12 protein-coding genes are annotated in these 18,518 nt (G+C 36.7%); all 12 read left to right on the top strand.

Annotated elements, in window-relative coordinates:
- Positions 1 to 34 precede the first annotated feature (34 nt).
- Complete coding sequence (locus tag JNG87_RS17900) at positions 35 to 940, top strand: DUF4835 family protein (protein ID WP_202840088.1); 906 nt, start codon at positions 35 to 37, stop codon at positions 938 to 940.
- A 175-nt stretch (positions 941 to 1,115) separates the two neighbouring features.
- Positions 1,116 to 2,765 carry a DNA repair protein RecN gene (locus tag JNG87_RS17895; protein ID WP_202840087.1) on the top strand — a complete coding sequence of 550 codons (1,650 nt, stop codon included), beginning with the start codon at positions 1,116 to 1,118 and terminating at the stop codon, positions 2,763 to 2,765.
- Positions 2,766 to 3,586: 821 nt separating this feature from the next.
- On the top strand, positions 3,587 to 5,227 hold the full coding sequence (locus JNG87_RS17890; protein WP_202840085.1) for a T9SS type A sorting domain-containing protein: 1,641 nt from the start codon (positions 3,587 to 3,589) through the stop codon (positions 5,225 to 5,227).
- Positions 5,228 to 5,232: 5 nt separating this feature from the next.
- Positions 5,233 to 8,043, top strand: coding sequence for a hypothetical protein (locus tag JNG87_RS17885; protein WP_202840082.1), 2,811 nt, complete (start codon positions 5,233 to 5,235; stop codon positions 8,041 to 8,043).
- A 5-nt stretch (positions 8,044 to 8,048) separates the two neighbouring features.
- Positions 8,049 to 11,702 (top strand): DUF6443 domain-containing protein, encoded by a 3,654-nt coding sequence (locus JNG87_RS17880; protein WP_202840081.1) that lies wholly within the window; start codon positions 8,049 to 8,051, stop codon positions 11,700 to 11,702.
- Positions 11,680 to 12,342, top strand: a complete 663-nt coding sequence (locus JNG87_RS17875; protein ID WP_202840080.1) for a hypothetical protein — start codon at positions 11,680 to 11,682, stop codon at positions 12,340 to 12,342. Before JNG87_RS17880 ends, JNG87_RS17875 begins: the two co-directional genes overlap by 23 nt.
- A 647-nt stretch (positions 12,343 to 12,989) precedes the next feature.
- Positions 12,990 to 14,456 (top strand): DUF5687 family protein, encoded by a 1,467-nt coding sequence (locus tag JNG87_RS17870; protein ID WP_202840079.1) that lies wholly within the window; start codon positions 12,990 to 12,992, stop codon positions 14,454 to 14,456.
- A 3-nt stretch (positions 14,457 to 14,459) separates the two neighbouring features.
- Positions 14,460 to 15,176, top strand: a complete 717-nt coding sequence (locus JNG87_RS17865) for an ABC transporter ATP-binding protein (RefSeq protein ID WP_202840078.1) — start codon at positions 14,460 to 14,462, stop codon at positions 15,174 to 15,176.
- 18 nt (positions 15,177 to 15,194) lie between these two features.
- Positions 15,195 to 16,133: a Dyp-type peroxidase gene (locus tag JNG87_RS17860; RefSeq protein WP_110009954.1), complete on the top strand. Its 939-nt coding sequence runs from the start codon at positions 15,195 to 15,197 to the stop codon at positions 16,131 to 16,133.
- A gap of 122 nt (positions 16,134 to 16,255) precedes the next feature.
- Entirely contained in the window at positions 16,256 to 16,816 is a 561-nt protein-coding gene (locus JNG87_RS17855; protein ID WP_202840077.1) for an RNA polymerase sigma factor, read from the top strand.
- Positions 16,803 to 17,414: a hypothetical protein gene (locus JNG87_RS17850; RefSeq protein WP_202840076.1), complete on the top strand. Its 612-nt coding sequence runs from the start codon at positions 16,803 to 16,805 to the stop codon at positions 17,412 to 17,414. Before JNG87_RS17855 ends, JNG87_RS17850 begins: the two co-directional genes overlap by 14 nt.
- Positions 17,415 to 17,444: 30 nt before the next feature.
- Positions 17,445 to 18,485, top strand: coding sequence for an outer membrane beta-barrel protein (locus tag JNG87_RS17845; RefSeq protein ID WP_202840075.1), 1,041 nt, complete (start codon positions 17,445 to 17,447; stop codon positions 18,483 to 18,485).
- The last annotated feature ends 33 nt before the right edge of the window (positions 18,486 to 18,518 follow it).

Below are 18,518 nucleotides of genomic sequence, written 5' to 3'. Positions count from 1 at the left end.
TTAATAAATTTCCGTTCTCAATTTTTAATAGACAATGAAAAAAATTATAAGTTTATTTTTTCTGTTATTTCTATACACCCAAAGTTTTTCTCAGGAGCTGCTGGCAACGGTGCAGGTAAACGCCAATCAGCTGGGAGGAAGTAACCAGCAGGCCTATAAAGCGTTGGAGAAAAGTCTCAGGGATTTTATCAATAACACCAGCTGGACCGGTAAAAGACTTCAGAATTTTGAAAAAATAAAATGTGCTTTTTCTATTGTTATTTCGGAAAGAGATGTTAACAAATTCAAAGGAACGATTGTGATTCAGGCAGTAAGACCTGTGTACAATACAACCTACGAATCTCCTTTAATTAATCTTCAGGATCAGAGATTTGGCTTTGAATATATTGAGAATGAAAGTCTTATTTTTAATGAAAGACAGTTCTCCGGCAAGAATCTTACGGATGTGGTCAGTTTCTATATTTATGTTGTTTTGGGTCTGGATGCAGATAGCTTCCAGTCTATGGGAGGATCACAATGGTATGCGAAAGCGCAGCAGATTGCACAGAATTCCCAAAACAGGAACTATGAAGGCTGGAACACTATCAATGAGCCGAGAAGCCGTTCTATTTTGATCAACGAAATTATGAACCCTAATTGGAATCAGTTACGTTCCACCATTTATACCTATCACAGAGCAGGTCTGGATAACCTTTTCAACCAGGATCAGACTGCCGGGAAAAAAGTCATTTTCGATGCACTGATGCAATTAAAAATGTATGAGAATAATTTCCAGCAGGCATTCTTCTTTAATCTTTTCATGGATACCAAAAGCGATGAAATTTTCAATATTTTCAATTCCGGGAATAATGGAGGGCTGATTCTAAATGATCTTAAGCAAACAATGATCATCCTCTCACCGAAGAATATAGATAATAAGTGGAATAAATGGAAGGTCTAAAAATTGGTGGATACATTGAAGATGGGCGGTTGATTATTCAAGAGTCAAAAAAACATTTTGTTCCTTCACTAACAACCACTGCCTGCTAATTATGCTTTAATTTAATCGGAGAAGAATGGAAAAAAAACTTATTTTTACAGTTCAAACTCAAATTGGATTATAACCCGGATTATCAATGCTTTCGAGAATTTACATTAAAAACTTTGCCCTGATTGATACCCTTGAAGTATCATTGAAGAATGGTTTACAGGTCATTACCGGAGAAACCGGGGCGGGTAAATCGATCATCTTAGGTGCTCTCAGGCTTATTTTAGGTGAAAGAGCAGATGTAAAATCAATCGCCAAAGCTGAAGAAAAAAGTGTGGTGGAAACCGAGTTTTCCCTCAATAACCAGTTTAAAAAATTCTTTATAGAGAACGACCTGGACTATGAGCTGCAGACTATTATCCGAAGAGAAATACTTCCTTCAGGGAAATCGCGGGCATTTATCAATGATGTGCCGGTAACGCTGGATATTCTTAGAGAGCTTTCCTCACAACTGATCGATATCCATTCCCAATTTGAAACATCCAATCTTTTTACTTCAGAATACCAGTTTAAAATTATCGACGGACTTTCTGAAAATAAAAAAATCATTGAAGAGTATCAACAGGAATTTTCTGAGTTTCAAACGCTGAAATTGTTGTTGAAAAAATTAAAGACCCAACTTTCAGAATCTAATAAAGAAAGCGGTTATAAAGAATTTTTGCTCAACGAACTGGAAGAGCTTAAGCTTGATGATGTTGATTTTGAAGATGTTCAGAACCAGCTTTCCATTCAGGAAAATGCGGGAATGATCTCTGAAAATGTAGGCCAGATCTTATCCAGATTTCATCAGGAGGAAATAGGAATTCTGTCATTCTTTAACGAAGCGACCAACAAACTGTCAAAAATTTCCGAAGTTTCTACGAGTTTCGCAGAGCTGGATGAAAGGCTGGAAACCACTTTTGTAGAGCTTAAAGACATCATTTCCGAACTGGAACATGAAGCGGAAAGGGTGGAAATTAATCCTGAAAACCTGGTCTACCTTACCGATCTTAATAATAAAATCAACGCCTTATTCCTTAAACATAATGTTTCAGATCTTAATGAACTGATTGAGATCAGAAATCAGTTGGCTGGAGATCAGAAAGGAGCTTCAGATCTGGAATTACAGATTGAAGAAACAGAAGAAAATATCTCTCAAAAAGAAAAAACACTTCAGAGCCTTGCTGCAAAACTTTCAAAGAACAGACATAAGAATGTTCCTGTTTTTATCAAAAAAGCAGAAGGACTTCTTAAAAAGCTAGGTCTCGAAAAGGCAAAAGTGGATATAGAATTACACGATGCAGATGAATTCAACCCGTTTGGAAAAGAAAATATCCAGCTGTTGTTTCAGGCCAATTCAGGTTTCCCTTTAAAGCCGATCCAAACGGCCATTTCCGGAGGAGAAAGATCAAGAGTAATGCTTGCCGTAAAGAAGATTATTGCAGAAAGCGATGAACTTCCAACCTTGATTCTTGACGAAATAGACACCGGAGTTTCAGGAAAAGTAGCTGAAGAGATCGGAAATCTGATGCGCGAAATGTCCGAAGACATGCAATTGATTGTTATTTCCCACCTTGCACAGGTCGCAGCCAAAGGAAATGATAATTACAAAGTTGTAAAACAGGATATTTCCGGCAGAACACAATCTACTATTATTCCTTTGAGCAGTGAAGAAAAACTGAACGAGATTGCCCAGCTTCTTTCCGGAAGTAAAATTACGGAAGCAGCGCTGGCACAGGCTAAAGAATTAATAGGCTAATTCAGCTAATTATAAACCCGATTTCTCACCTTTTTAAACAGTTAGTATTATCGATGTCATCCTGAGCCTGTCGAAGGATCTGCTATTTTTCCAACTCTTCAATTCTCTTTCTCAGAGCTTCTATTGCTGCATCTTTTTGCCGGATTTCCTTTTTTAGCATCTCAATGTAACGCATAATTGGCAGGTCGCTACTTCCGAACTATAATTTTAAAACAAATACGTCCTGTTAACTGCTAGCTTCCAATGGAGATTAATCTGGTCCCATCGGCATCTGCTGTTAATAGAAAAAATGAAATCCCCGTAACCCATAAAGTTCCGGAGGAGCGACCTGTTAATTCATGCAAATATTGATATTTTCAATGTATTGATACTTTTATCACACAGTCATGTTCAATACTATATTTTTTTGCGGTGGTGAAATGTATTTTTATTACGACATGTTCTGTCGCTTTGAGAGAATATTTTTGTATTAAGTTAAAGCAATATTCACATAATCATGTTAAAAAATGTTAAATTTGCCAGGTTTTATAAATGGGTCCATTATAGCTAAAAAACAATAACTATGAAATTTTTATTCGATTACATCCATTCGGTGTATATTCTTCAATTATTTCTAAATATTTAAAAATCACATTCGTATGTACAAATTCAGATAAATTCTTATGCATGTGAAATACACTATTTTTTGCATCAAAGAATACTATATTTGAAATATTCTTTATCCTGTAAAGGGTCTGATTCTCAGAAACGATAAGGATTAAAAAGAACCGGATCTAACCATGATCTATCATAATAACAATGTTAACTAAATAAACACAGGAATGAAAAAAATCTCTCTCAGTGCATTCATTCTATGCACAGCATTGGGCGCATCTGCGCAGGAATTGGTATGGCAGAAAGACATCCAATCTTCTACTCAGGATTTTCTAAGTCAGGTTACAACAACCATTGATCAGCAGTATTTGATCACAGGAAGCTCTATACAGTCTAAAAGCCAATCGCCAGCAGCCAGCAGCCAAAAGCAAAACAACGGTTACGATTTCCATCTGGTAAAACTGAACCAGCAGGGGCAGGAAGTATGGAAAAAATATTTCTCAGGACAAAACCATGATTACCTGTCAGCCACTGTTACCACTCAGGATGGCGGATTTCTTTTGGCCGGAACATCTTATTCTGGAAAAGGATTGGATAAAAAAGAAGATTCTAAAGGAGGATCAGATATCTGGCTGATCAGAATCAATGAATTTGCTGATGAACTATGGCAAAAAACTTTGGGAAGTTCTTCTGATGAAGAAGCCAGAGCGGTAATTCAAACTACAGACTTAGGATTTTTTGTTGCAGGGAATGTCCAAAACTCATCAAAAGGCTATGGTTCCAAAGATGTTTTAATCACAAAACTGGATAAAGACGGAAAAGAACTTTCCCAATTGATCTTAGGTGGAAAAGGGTTAGACGAAGTAGAGAAGATGATTCCAACTAGAGACGGTGGAGCATTACTGGGAATGTATTCGAGGAGTTCATCTGTTAAAACGAATAATCAGCAATCAAAGATCAACACTAATACTTCGACTGATAAACCTGCAACCTATAACCTGTTATCTGCAACCTCAAAGCAGAGCGACAATTTCGGTGAAGGCGACTATTGGGTTGTAAAACTCGACAAAAACGGAAAAGTAGAATGGGAAAAAAACTTTGGAGGCAAAGGAGATGATCATATCAGAACATTGGCATTAACTTCAACTGGATTTATCGTTGGCGGGGAATCCAGATCGGAAAGATCAGGAAACAAAACCGTCGGATTAGAGGAAGGAACAGACCTTTGGCTGATTGCTTTAAATGAAAGAGGAGATGAACAGTGGCAGAAATCTTACAATTTCAAGAACCGTGATATCCTGATGGGAATAAGTGTAATAAGCGGGAAGCAGGAAGATGGAAGCGGGAAGTCTAAAGGCATTCTGTTAGGAGGTTATACTCAGGCAGAAGGAAGAGTAGAAACCGATGATGAGACCTTCTGGATGCTCTATCTTGACCAAGACGGAAATGAGCAGTGGAGAAAACACGTCAAAGGAGAATCCAGAAAAAAGGAAGAAAGACTTTCCGATTTAAAGCTGAACAGAGACGGTTCTATTATTCTGGCTGGAACCAGTGCAGAGGAGCTAGGTAAAGAAAACTGGAAGATTGTGAAACTGGGAGATAAACAGGTTGATCAGTTAATCGAGAAATACGACATCAAGATCTATCCAAACCCTGTTTCAGATTATGCTTATGTGGAAATAGGATTCAATGATCTCAAAGAAGCAGATATACTTTTGTATGATATGAGCGGAAGACAGCTTCAGAATATAAAAACCAAGAATAAAGTAACTAAGATTAATACCCAGACTTTGGTTCAGGGGGCTTATCTGGTGACTGTAAAAACGGATAACAATAAAACGGCGAATGCTAAGTTAATTAAGAAATAAAAACCATGTTTAAGAAAATTATTTTAATTTTTATTTTCCTGATTTTTAATTTGGGAAAATCACAGATTGAAAAGAATTATGGAGATACACCTGAACCGGTGCCATCAGCCTCCTCCTTTTCATCATACGTTAATACTCCTGTTGCATTATCTACAGGGGTTCCCGATATCAATATCCCATTATTAACATTACCTACCAGCAATAAGAATTTTCAGATGACTACTGAGCTGAATTATCACGTTTATAATACGGGGTTAAACAAACCTGCAAGTGAAGTTGGTTTGGGCTGGACATTATTTAAAGGAGGAGGTGTAATTTCCCGGGTAATTAACGATGTTGTGGATGAATGTAATTATAATACAAGTAAATCCACTTACAAAAAAAATCTGTTTGATGATATTTACTATTATGATATTCCCGGAAGCTCCGGAAAGTTTAAATTTGTAAGAGATACGATAAACAATACTTTTTCCATCAATAATATTTCGGGAAATAATATAAAAATAGAATATACTAGAGACTCAAATACCGCTACACTTATTCTCAATACCTTTAAAATTACAGACAGTAAAGGATTTAAATATGTATTTGAAGATTATAGTATTGCAAGATATGATACGAGCTATAATGGATTTAATTATAAATCGGCGTTTTACCTGACCAGAATACTGGATGAAAATGATCTTGTTATTGCTAACTTTAATTATCTGAAAGACACGAAATATACAGGAGGAACAATTCTTTTATATCAAAACTGCAAATTAGAAAGTGTCTCTACCCAATTTGGAAAAGTGACCTATGAAAATGTTCTGTCCAATAATGGTGATGACGATCCTGATATTGTAAAAAGCGTTAGTCTGTGGGATATGAAATCTCATCTTATCAGCAAGTATAGATTTAATTATAACTTTTTTAACAGCACTCTTTATCCTGGCAATTACAATCAAGGGAAAAGAATATTATATTCTCTTGATAAGCTCAACAAAAACCAGGAAGTTATAGAAAGAAGGGATTTTTCTTATGATGAATCAGGGTCAGAAACGCTGTATGGCCCGGCATTAAATAATGAAAAATATGGCAATTTTTTATGTCCCAATACGAATCAGGTAAATCCTAAAACCTATACAGTAGGATTGTTAAAAAAAATGACACTGCCGGAAGGGGGAAGCATAGTTTATAATTTTGAAGCCAATGAAGTATATGAAAACAAAAGTAATCTGCAGCTTAATTACGATGATATTACCGATCCGGATATACAGTACATGAATCTTAATAATTCTATTAATTTTGATACCAATACCAATAGAAATTATACTTTCCAGCTCTCCGGAACCAAAAAGGTTTGGGTGAAGCTATCCATCAATGAAACTTATGAGATTCCCAATCCTCCTCATGGCAGTATTATTATTGATCCTGAATATAAGCTGTTGAATTCTTCCGGAATAGCAGTTTCAGGATACACCACCGGCTGCTCAAATCTTGTAAAGTATTATAACTTAAGTCCCGGAACATACACATTGCAGGTCTTCAGAGGAAACGGAAATGGAGTCATTGAAAATTATACGATTGCGAATTTGCCTGCTCCTTATAAAAACAGGGTTCAGACGAAATTAGGCGCACGTATTGCCAGCATTAAATATTATGATACTGATAACACAGTCAAAAAGTCTGTTTCTTACCAATATGATTTATTTGATAACACGGGTTCAAGCGGAGAAGGATTCACCGGAGAGGTTTGCAATGATGAATTAGGATATTCAAATGGTGCGATCCTGTATAAGAATGTAAAGGAAACCTATGAAGGAACTTCAGAAAATATCGGGTATTCAAAGTATTATTTTAAAGTTCCAAGCGATTATACATCAGCAATTCCATTTTATAAGCCATATATCAACATTGTATCATCCGGGCTCTTATTTAAGAAAGAGATGTTCAGCCAGCAAAACCAGATGCTATCCCGTGAAAATACAGAATATGTGCTGGAAGAAATCCCGAATGTTGCGGAATATTATCTGTGCGGAACATACAAATCAAAATCATCCTGGATGAAATCGATGGCCACAACATCTACAATGTATTATGCCAATGGAAGCAGTATAGAAAATAAATCTGAGACTACATTTAATCTTTCCAACTTTCAGCCTGCTCTTGTGAAAATGACGTCTTCTGATGGAAAAATTACTGAACAAAGCATAAAATATGCAGCAGATCTTTCCAACACCCGCTTAATGAATGCCAATATGCTTTCAATTCCTCTTCAAACAGAAGTAAAAGTAAACGGAAGCACTGTAAGTAAAGGTGAAACCAAATATAATCTTCCGTCCAGCCTATATCCTTCATCTGTGGTGGCTTATAATATGCAGAATCAAAACGCAGTGACTACAGCCGTGTTTAATGAATATGACAATAAAGGAAACCTTGTACAGATAACCGGCAAAAATAGTATTCCGGTAACCACTATCTGGGGATATTATCAGACACTGCCTATTGCCCAGATTGTAGGGGTAACTTATAGCCAGGTTTCAAATCTTCCATCGGTACTGACAGCCATAGCAGCTTCAAATGCAGACGCAGACGATCCTGCTAATGAAGCTTCGTTATTAACAGCATTGGATAATTTAAGAAATGATGCTGCACTGCAGTCACAGTCTGTATCTGTTTCTACCTATGATCCTTTGGTAGGGACAACTAATACAATATCTCCTAACGGAATAAAAACAACGTATAGCTATGACAGGAATAACAGGCTGCTAAAAACTATGGATTCCAACGGAAAAACGTTAAAAGAATACCAGTATAACTACAGACATAATTAACCACCATGAAAAAGATCATTTTATTAGCGATGCTTTTGTTTGTAGCTTATTTTCATGCGCAGACATTAAATGCAACCACAACAGAAAATTATATATATGCCAAAACCTGCTTAGATGCAGACTGTATAAAAAAGACGGAAACCATTCAGTATTTTAACGGTCTGGGAACCCCGAAACAAACGATCAGCATAAAAGCGAGCCCCTCAGGAAAAGATGTGGTGGGTTATCTGGAATATGATCAATTCGGAAGACAGGTTAATGACTACCTGCCTATTCCTCAGCCAGGAACACAAAACGGAGCCATTTATGCCTCTCCGCTGAGCAATGCTCCTTCGGTGTACGGCTCGGAGAAAATTTTCAGCGAGAAAAACCTGGAAAAATCCCCTTTAGGAAGAGTCAATCAGATCTCCCCTTTAGGAAATACCTGGTCACAGCATCCCATTACTTTCGGATATAGCGCCAACCTTTCAGGTGAAGTAAAAAAGTTTTTGGTCACCACCAGCTGGCTGGAAGGAAGAACCAATTCGGAAATTACAGTATCCACTCCTTACGCTGCCAATCAGCTGACGAAAACTATAGTTACTGACGCTGATACCAACGCAACAACTGAATTCCAGAATGGAGATGGACAAACAATTTTGGTAAGAAAGAATGACGGTACTCAGGATACAGACACCTATTACCTTTATAATGAATACGGCCAGCTGGCAGCTGTCATTCCTCCTTTGGCAGTAAAAGCTCCGTGGAATGAAACAACACTGAATACCTTTTGCTATCAGTACCGTTATGACGGGATGGGAAAACTCGTTGAGAAAAAACTGCCCGGTAAAGGATGGGAATATCTTATCTACGATCAGCAGGACAGAGTGATCATGACACAGGATGCCGGCCTGAGAACTTATGAAAATACTTTTGGAACCATAGGCTGGATGTTTTCCAAATATGATAAACTGGGAAGAGTGGTCTACTCCGGCTTTTTTCCGAGCACGGAATCTAGAGAAAGCCTTCAGAATAAGGTTAACAATCTGACCGTAAATGCTGAAAACAACGAAGCAAGAAGCACCGGTTCCTTTACGGCAAACGGAATAGAAGTGTATTATTCCCAGAATGCATTTCCATCGGGAAATATGACCGTATTAGCCGTGAACTATTATGATTCGTACCCTTCCTATAGTTTTAATCCGGCTTTTCCAGCCTCTATACTCGGGCAGGAGGTTATCACAGACAGTCCTACTGCTTCCGTGAACACCAAAACACTGTCTACCCTGAGCCTTATCAGGAATATAGAAGATACGGGATGGACGAAAAATTATGTATATTATGATAAAAAAAGCAGAGGAATTGCTGTCTACTCTGTTAATTACCTGGGAGGTTATACAAGATCTGAAACGGAACTTGATTTTGTCGGAGTGATAAAACAGACCAAAGTATACCATAAAAGATTAAGTTCCGATACCGAAAGAGTGATTACCCAGACTTTTGAGTATGATGCGCAAAACAGGCTTAAAGTCCACAAACATAAAGTGGATGGCAATCCACAGGAAGAAATCCTGGCACAAAATGATTATAATGAGCTGTCCCAGCTTTCGAACAAAAAAGTCGGCAACAATCTGCAGAGTATTGATTACACCTACAATGTTCGTGGAGCCCTTACCCAGGTAAATGATCCGGCAGCGTTGGGTACCAAGCTGTTCGGGTATAAGCTGAAGTATTTCAATCCCCAGAATACAACGGCTTCTACCGGGAAATATAACGGCAATATTACAGAAGTAACCTGGAAAACAGCCTCTGATCAGGTCCTGAGACAGTATAATTATCAATATGATGCTTTAAACAGATTAAAAAAAGGAGTATATTCCGAACCGGATGCATCAGTACCCCAAAACGGGCTTTTCGATGAGACCATAGGCTATGATGTGAACGGTAATATCACTTCGCTGCAGAGAAACGGAAAATCATCGTCAGGAACGGCGCAGCTTATTGATAACCTTACTTATAATTACACCGGAAACAGGCTTAATACGGTGACTGATATATCCGGCAACTACAGCGGCTACCCGGACACTTCAGGAACCCTCATTTCCTATGATGAGAACGGGAATATGAAAGACCATAAGGATAAAGGAATATTACAGATAGATTATAACTTCCTGAACCTTCCAGATTATATCAGGTTTGACAAGGGATTACAAACACGTACAGGCATCATTAATGAAAATACAATCTATACCTACCGTGCAGACGGAACAAAAGTAAAGAAAGTGTATAACTATACTCCTTTTGATCCCCTGGGAACTGCCACAGAACTTACATCCGATATTACTGAATACCTTGATGGCTTTCAGTATGAAACCACCACAAGCAAAAAAGTAGCAGGACCCCTTGTTTTAAAATTTATTCCCACAGCAGAAGGCTATTATAATTTTGAAAATAATAAGTATATTTACAGCTATACCGATCATTTGGGAAATGTACGGGTAAGCTACTCCAGATCCTCAGCTGGCAGCGCAGAAGTTCTTGAAGAAAACAATTATTACCCCTTTGGGTTAAAACATCAGGGCTATAACTTTTTAACTGGAAATCCTGCCTACAACTACCAGTACAACGGGAAAGAACTGCAAAAGGAAACCGGCTGGAATGATTACGGGGCCAGAATGTATATGTCGGACATCGGAAGATGGGGTGTTATAGATCCATTGGCAGAAACCTCCAGAAGGTTTACCCCATATAATTATGCTTTTAATAACCCGATGAGCTTTATAGACCCGGATGGAAGGCGTGCCATGTCGCCGGCGGAAAAAGACCCCAGCTCTATGGGCTTTGGAAATGGAATGCTATCTTATTATGCCAGTGGTGGGAAAGGAAGCCGTGCAAACATCATGGCATTTTCAGGACAGCAGGACTATTCCTTTGGAGGAGTATATAATGATACACATTGGACAGGAAGTGGTGGAAGTATGGCTACAAACATTGTTCTTAATTTTTTAAGAGGAGATAAAAATGGACTTGGTAATTTTGTTAATAGTGACTTTGCTGCCAATGGATGGCATATTATTGATGCACTAAGTCTTGCTGACGCTTTTACTAAGCTATCTGCGTATCTTGGGAAAAATAAGGCTGATAATATTTATATTAATGCACATGGCTTGGTTAGTCAACGTTATGTTTTTGATGAAAATGGAGAAGCTATTCACGATTCAAGTACAGGTGAATATATTATGACAGGAGATAGTGGTTTTTACACAAATATTGATACTGAAAAGATTTTAGGAAGTGATCTTCAGCAATATACTTCAGATAAAAATAAATTGTCTTCAGAAAAGCTAAATAGTATAGAAAACTTTATTGGAATTGCTAAATATGTTAAAGAAGGCAAAAATCTGATTATGGGATCTTGTTGGTCTGTAAGATATGATGATCTTTTTGGTACTGAAATTTCTTCTATTGTAAAATCCAGAGATATTTTTGTGAACAGAGATTATTCAAGTAATTATGTTGTTAAAGGTAAAGGTACTATTCCTTATCAAAATTTTATCAACTATAATCAAACTTCTCATGAAAATTACCTTAAAGGGTGGGTTAAATATAGAGATGGTGCAGTTACCCAACAAAATTTTAATATAATAATGACAAAATATGGAGTTAAAACAATTAAATAAAATAACAATTTTATTAGCTTTGATTATAAGTATAAATGCATTTTCTCAAATGAAAATGGCAGATATTGAGGGTAGGAAATTTTCAATTAATTTAAACACAGAAAAAAGAAATATTATAAAGGTATTAGATGATGATAACTATAGCATATTTTATCTTTTAAATAGGAAAAATTTTGATTTTGATAAAAAAAACATAAATGCTGATGTTGTAAATCTAATCTTCTTTTCTAAAAAATATAATAAAGGTATACTTACTCTATTTCGACAAAGTATATATCATAAAAAGAAAGCTGTTTACGATATTACTTTATATACAGGTTTGACAGGTAACTATATGTTTGTACCCTCAATGATTATAGTCGATCATGATTTCAATTATGAATATCTAACAAAGTATAGTTATATTCATCCGCCATATGATATAAATACATATAAGTCTAGTATTTCAATACAGGATAATATAAATCGTTGTAATATTATACACATTGATCTAAAAGGAAATGCTGTTTACGAAAATATAGATGATATTTTAAGTAATATTTCAAAGGTACCTAAAAAGAATAGTTCTGAAAAAAAATGTGATCCCATAATTTATGATATCGACTTAAAGGACTTTTTTCCCAAGAAAATAGCTAAATAGTTTACTGGTAATGCTTCAAATATCTTGGTAATAAAATAGAGGGTAATGTTCCAAACGTGTTGGTAATAAATTAGAGTATTGATTTTCAATACTCTGATTTTAAAAACACTAGTAAAAATGTAAAGTTGAGATAATATTGTGCATAGCCAGAACAGAATAAAAGAGAAAATAGGCTGTCTAAAATATTGAAGATCATACCAGGTGTTTCAGATGTGTTGGTAAAAAGATCATCTTGGAAATGCCAGGGTAACCTTTGCCAAAAGCAGCGCAGGCGTTCCTGAAATTATTGATACCAACAATTACTATCCCTTCGGGCTGAACCATATTTCAGGGCCGTTCAGTACTTCAGGTTTTGGAAGTGGTAATGTTTCAGACATGTTGGCACGCAATATCCATGGACATTACAAAAGGAAATCTCAATTAAGATATTCAGAGAAAGAGTAACTATAACGGTTACTCTTTCTATTTTATAAAATAAACAGCTCTTTATGAATGTAAAAAGCTATTCATGTTCCAAATGTGTTGGTGAAAATTTTTTTCAGAAGGAAAACTAATCCTGTTGGGCTTATGTACGCCATAAACAAAAACAAAACAAATAAAACTGTAACATTTTTTACATTATATTGACTAATGTAAAAAACTAATATATGTTTCTAAAGTTCCTTAGGCTTGAAATAAAAAGCTTTTTTCGTGGTACATCTTTAGGGATCAATCTGACCATGAAAATTCTCCGTTTCATAGGAATTCTCTACTTTATCGGATGTCTTGTGGGCGGAGCATTTATTGCCTTTTTCTACATTCAGGAGGAAATGCATCAGAATCCTTTACAGGTGGTTTCAAAATTCATGATCGTAGCATGGATTATTGATCTTGTTCTCAAATATCTCTGGCAGGAAATCCCCACACAGAACATTAAGCCATTTCTAACGATGAATATCCGGAAGAATACGCTGGTCAATTTTATGCTGGCCAAAACTTTTCTTTCAGCATTCAGCTGGCTGAGTTCTCTTTTCTTTATTACCTTTTCACTGATTGCCATATTCAATGGATATAGTATTTTGGGAATCATGGTGTGGCTGATTGGAGTGATTTCACTATTGTACCTGAATAATTTTATCAACATTTTTTTCAACGGTAAAGAGACCCTGGCGGTGATTATCGGAATATGCTTTCTGGGCATAGGAGCGTTGGGATATTACAATATTGTTCCGGTTTTATCATATTCTGAATCGGTTTTCTTTAGTTTCTATGAAAAGCCATACGTTGTACTGATCCCTATTGTTTTGTTCGTAATGCTGTGGTGGATATGTTTCCGTTACCTGCGTCAGGAGTTTTATCTGGATCAGGGGCTTGAAGCGAAGAAGACGGTCGGGAAAACAGAAAATATTGCCTTCCTGAATAAATACGGCGTTATCGGGACATTTATCAATAATGATATTAAAATGTTGAGACGCAATAAAGTACCCAAAGGAATTTTGCTGGGCAGCTTTATGTTTCTGTTCTACGGATTGCTGATGTTTACTTCTTCAATGTATAAAACACCGGCAATGATGATGTTTATGGGACTTTTTGTAACAGGAGGTTTCCAGTTTCTTTTTGGACAGAGAGTTCCCGCTTTTGACAGTTCATACTATCCGTTGATGATGACGTTAAACGTTCCTTACAAAGAATATCTGAAAGCAAAATGGTGGCTGATGAATATTGTAACTGGAGTTTCTGTGATTATAGCGGTTTGTTATGCCTATTTTGGCTGGGAAGTTTACGTTACATTTTTTGCAGCAGGTTTATATAATATCGGTGTGAATTCTCAATTTACCTTGTGGTCCGGAGCTTTCAATAAAACTCAGATCGACCTGAATTCAAAAGAAAAACGATTGGGACAGAAAGGGAGCTTCAATATGATCGCCATGTTTCTGCTGATTCCTAAAATGTTACTTCCGATGGGTGTATTTGCCTTAACAAAATATTTGTGGGGAATTACCGGAGGAGTAATCAGTATTGCAATTATCGGAATTATCGGATTTTTCCTGAGAGAGAAGATCTTTGATATTATTGTAAAACTTTACAAAAAAGAAAAATACAGCACACTGGATGCATTTAAAAATATAAGTTAAACCATGATCAACATACACAATTTATCCAAAACATACGGAACAGCAACCGTTCTCAATATTGAACACCTTGAAATTCCCAACGGAGAAACATTTGGGCTGGTGGGAAACAACGGAGCAGGAAAAACAACGCTTTTCAGCCTCATGCTGGATCTGATTCAGGCTACGACAGGATTTGTAAGCATTGACGGAATTAAGGTTAACGAATCTGAAGCCTGGAAAAATAAAGTTTCAGCCTTCGTAGATGATACTTTTCTCATCGGCTATCTTACGCCTGAAGAATATTTTTACTTTATCGGAGAGCTTAGAGGCCAGAACAAAGCTTCTGTAGACGAATTCCTTAAGCCTTTCCACGATTTTTTCAATGGAGAAATCCTGAAATCAGGAAAATATATCCGTGATCTTTCAAAAGGAAATCAGAAAAAAGTAGGAATTGTAGGAGCTATTATTGGAAATCCTGAGATTATTATTCTTGATGAACCTTTTGCCAACCTCGATCCGTCTACCCAGATCAAGCTTAAAAACCTGATCAAGGAGTTATCAAAACAGGATGGTGTTACTTTTCTTATTTCCAGCCATGATCTTTCCCATACTACAGAAGTTTGCAACAGAATTGTGGTTGTGAACAAAGGGGTGTTGGTAAAAGATATTCAGACCAATCCGGAAACCTTGAAAGATCTGGAACAATATTTTGCAGATCAGGTTTCAGTTTCGGATATTTAATACCACAAAAAAACAGGTATGAATACGATAGAATCACAGAATGTAACAGATTATCCCAATAGCAATACGATTTTCATGGTCTGGAAACTTAATGACAGCCCTGAGCTGAAAGAAGTTTTTCAGGAACTATGTGCTTTGGTTTTAAATCTTAATAATTCAGTGTTTAACCGTTTCCCGGACAGCAGGGCAAGCTGTGTCATGGGAATTGGTGCAGAAGCATGGAAAAAACTGGAACTTCCAACGCCGCCGCCAAAAGAATTAGTCAATTTTGAAGAAATAAAAGGAACGAAACATACGGCTGTTTCTACTCCCGGAGACCTTCATTTTCATCTGAGAGCAGATAATAAAAGCCTGATTTTTGATATGGCTGTCGAGATCTCCCGGTTATTAAGCTCAGTGGCCGAAAGTATTCTGGAGGTTCATGGATTCAAATACTGGGATGCACGCTCCATTCTTGGTTTTGTAGACGGAACGGAAAATCCGCATGGCGATGACCGTGATTATTTTGGAAAGATAGGAGATGAAGACCTTCAGTATAAAGGAGGAAGCTATCTTTTTGTTCAGAAATACCTTCACAATATGGATGCATGGAAAGGCTTATCCACGGAAGAGCAGGAAAAAGTAATCGGAAGATCAAAAGAGAATGATATTGAAATGTCTGATGCGGTAAAGCCTTCAAATTCACATATTGCTTTAGCCAATATCGAGGGCGAAAACGGTGAAGAATTGAAAATAGTCAGAGATAATATGCCTTTCGGAAATCCCTCTACCAATGAGTTCGGAACTTATTTTATTGCCTATTCAAGTACATTTACAACAACAAAAAAGATGTTGACCAATATGTTTATCGGTGATCCTCCGGGAAATTATGACAGAATTTTAGATTTCAGCACAGCAGTTACCGGAACACTTTTCTTTGTTCCTACCAGAAACATGCTTGATGAATTTTCAGGATAAAATGCAAGCTGCCTCATTCCAGGGCGGCTTTTTCTTTAATTAAATAATACAAATAAAAATTTTTTTCAAAAATTGTAACCTTTTTTTGTTTTGATTGTCTTTAGTATAGAAACAGCATAAACATGAAACTCTTGTTCGGAAATAAAAAAAATGATTTGTTGAGCCTCCTGAAGAAACAGGATCCGGCTGCGCAGAAGATTTTCTATGAGCAGAATGTCAGGAAATTCCTGAGTGTCAGCAAAAGCTATGTGAGCGATTTGTATCAGGCGGAAGATTGTCTTATCAAAGCATTCTGTAAAATTTTTAAACATATAGAAAGCTTCCGAGGAGAATCGAATCTGGATAGCTGGGCAAGAAGAATTGTGGTGAATGAATGCCTGAACTTTATCAAAAGTCATAAAACCATTTTCTATCTGGACGAGATTAACCCATCTTTTCATGAAGACATCCACGAGCCGGAGATTGATTGTGATTTTAATGCACAGGATCTGTTAGATCAGCTGCCTGATGCTTACAGAATGGTTTTTAACCTGTATGTACTGGAAGGATATTCTCATCAGGAAATTGCAGATACTTTACAGATTTCAGTGGCAGTGAGCAAAACACAGTTGTTCAGAGCAAAAGAAAAGTTAAGAAATATTTACTTTCAACAACAAAAAAAAGTGAAAAATGAAAACGTCTAAAGATACTATTGAATACCAGATCAAAAAACAGATGGAGGAAAGAGAGATTGCTCCTTCCCGTGATCTCTGGTCTGAAATTGAGTTTCATAATAACAATAATCGCGGTTCCAAATCAAAAATGAACTGGTTTTTAGTGGCAGCATGTTTAATGTTGACCTTCGGTTTAGGTACTGTTCTGTTTTTTCTCAATCAGCCTTCAGAGATTGAACCTGTCATGGTGAAGACTGCAGAAAAAACTTCTTCTGATAAAATAGTAACTGATTCTATTCACGATAATATTTCTCTGGCAGCTCAGAACAATGAAAAGAAAGAAGAGAATCAAACATCACCCTCCGATAAAGCAGAAGGGATTTCTGCGGTGGCAATTGCACAGACTCCACTGATTCCCAAAGAAAACCTTCCTTTGAAAAAACAGGAAATTCCACAGCTTACTCATCCTCAGCTCATGGCAAAAGCCGATTCTTTAAAAACTCCGGTTAAAAAGAAGAAATATGTAGACCCATCCACACTTCTTTTTTCAGTAGAACATAAAGATGTCATCGAAAAAACAAAAGATGGAAGTAACGTGGCGACTACTATCGATCTGAATGCCAGATAACGTATCCGTAAAAATTTAAAAATTAATAATATGATCAAGAAATTAATCGTAATGGGATTGATGTGCTCTTTTTCCGCATCATTCTATGCACAGAAGACCTTCAATATTAACCTTTCTTCTAAAAAAGATACAGAAGTGAGCCCGATTGTAAAAGAGAAAGTAGAAGAATATGCAGCAAAAATCAATACCATTATTCAGGAAGAGAAAAAGCTGATGGAAGAAGAACTGTTGGTTCTGCAGGCAAAAAACCTGGATAAGGCAGATTTTGACAGAGAAAAAGCTAAGATCGCAGACCGCTATTCTGAAAAAATGGACAAAAGAATTGAAGAACTGGGATTTGATCTGGATGATGTGATTCAGAAGCAGGTAAGATATTCTCTCCTGAATACTGATGTGACTTCCAAAGAAGAGCTTAAAGAAAAATTGCTGAAAAAATTTCGTCCTACCAGAAGCTTTACCGGATATTTCTCATACGGAATCATGACTTTGACAAACAGTTCTCCGGATAATGAACTGGATAAAAATATAGGATATGCCAATAATCTGGAATTCGGCCTGAAACTGAACTATCAGCTTAGCAGAACTAGTCCGTGGGCTATTACTTCAGGACTGGGATTTTCGTGGAGAACGGTGAGGACAGATAATAATATGTTCTTTACCAAAAGTGCAGATCAGGGAGTAGCTCTGTCTCAATATGGCGGCAGCCTTGATAAAAGTAAACTGAGAACAGGATATATTATTGTTCCTCTTGGTATGCAGTATAATTTTTCCAAACTTAAGAATGGTGGAATGGATGTTCAGTACAGAAGTTATTACACAGGATTTAAAATTGGAGCCAATGTATATGGTGGCGTAAAAATGTCTACCAACAATATTGTAAAAGGAAACGATGGCGAAATGAGAGACAGGGGAAATTATCAGGTGAATCCTTTTGTCTACGGAGCACAGCTTACTGTTTCTTATAACAGTTTCAGCTTATTTGTTAAAAAAGATTTCAGCAACTTCTTTAAAGACGGTTATTTCAAAAATGATAAAGCACTGATATTCGGCTTAACCATTGGATTAGATTAAATAGTACTTTGATAGCAAATGAAAAACTCCGGG

The sequence above is a fragment of the Chryseobacterium cucumeris genome (assembly GCF_016775705.1).
Lineage (GTDB): Bacteria > Bacteroidota > Bacteroidia > Flavobacteriales > Weeksellaceae > Chryseobacterium > Chryseobacterium cupriresistens.
This window is presented reverse-complemented; position numbering and strand designations above follow the sequence as displayed.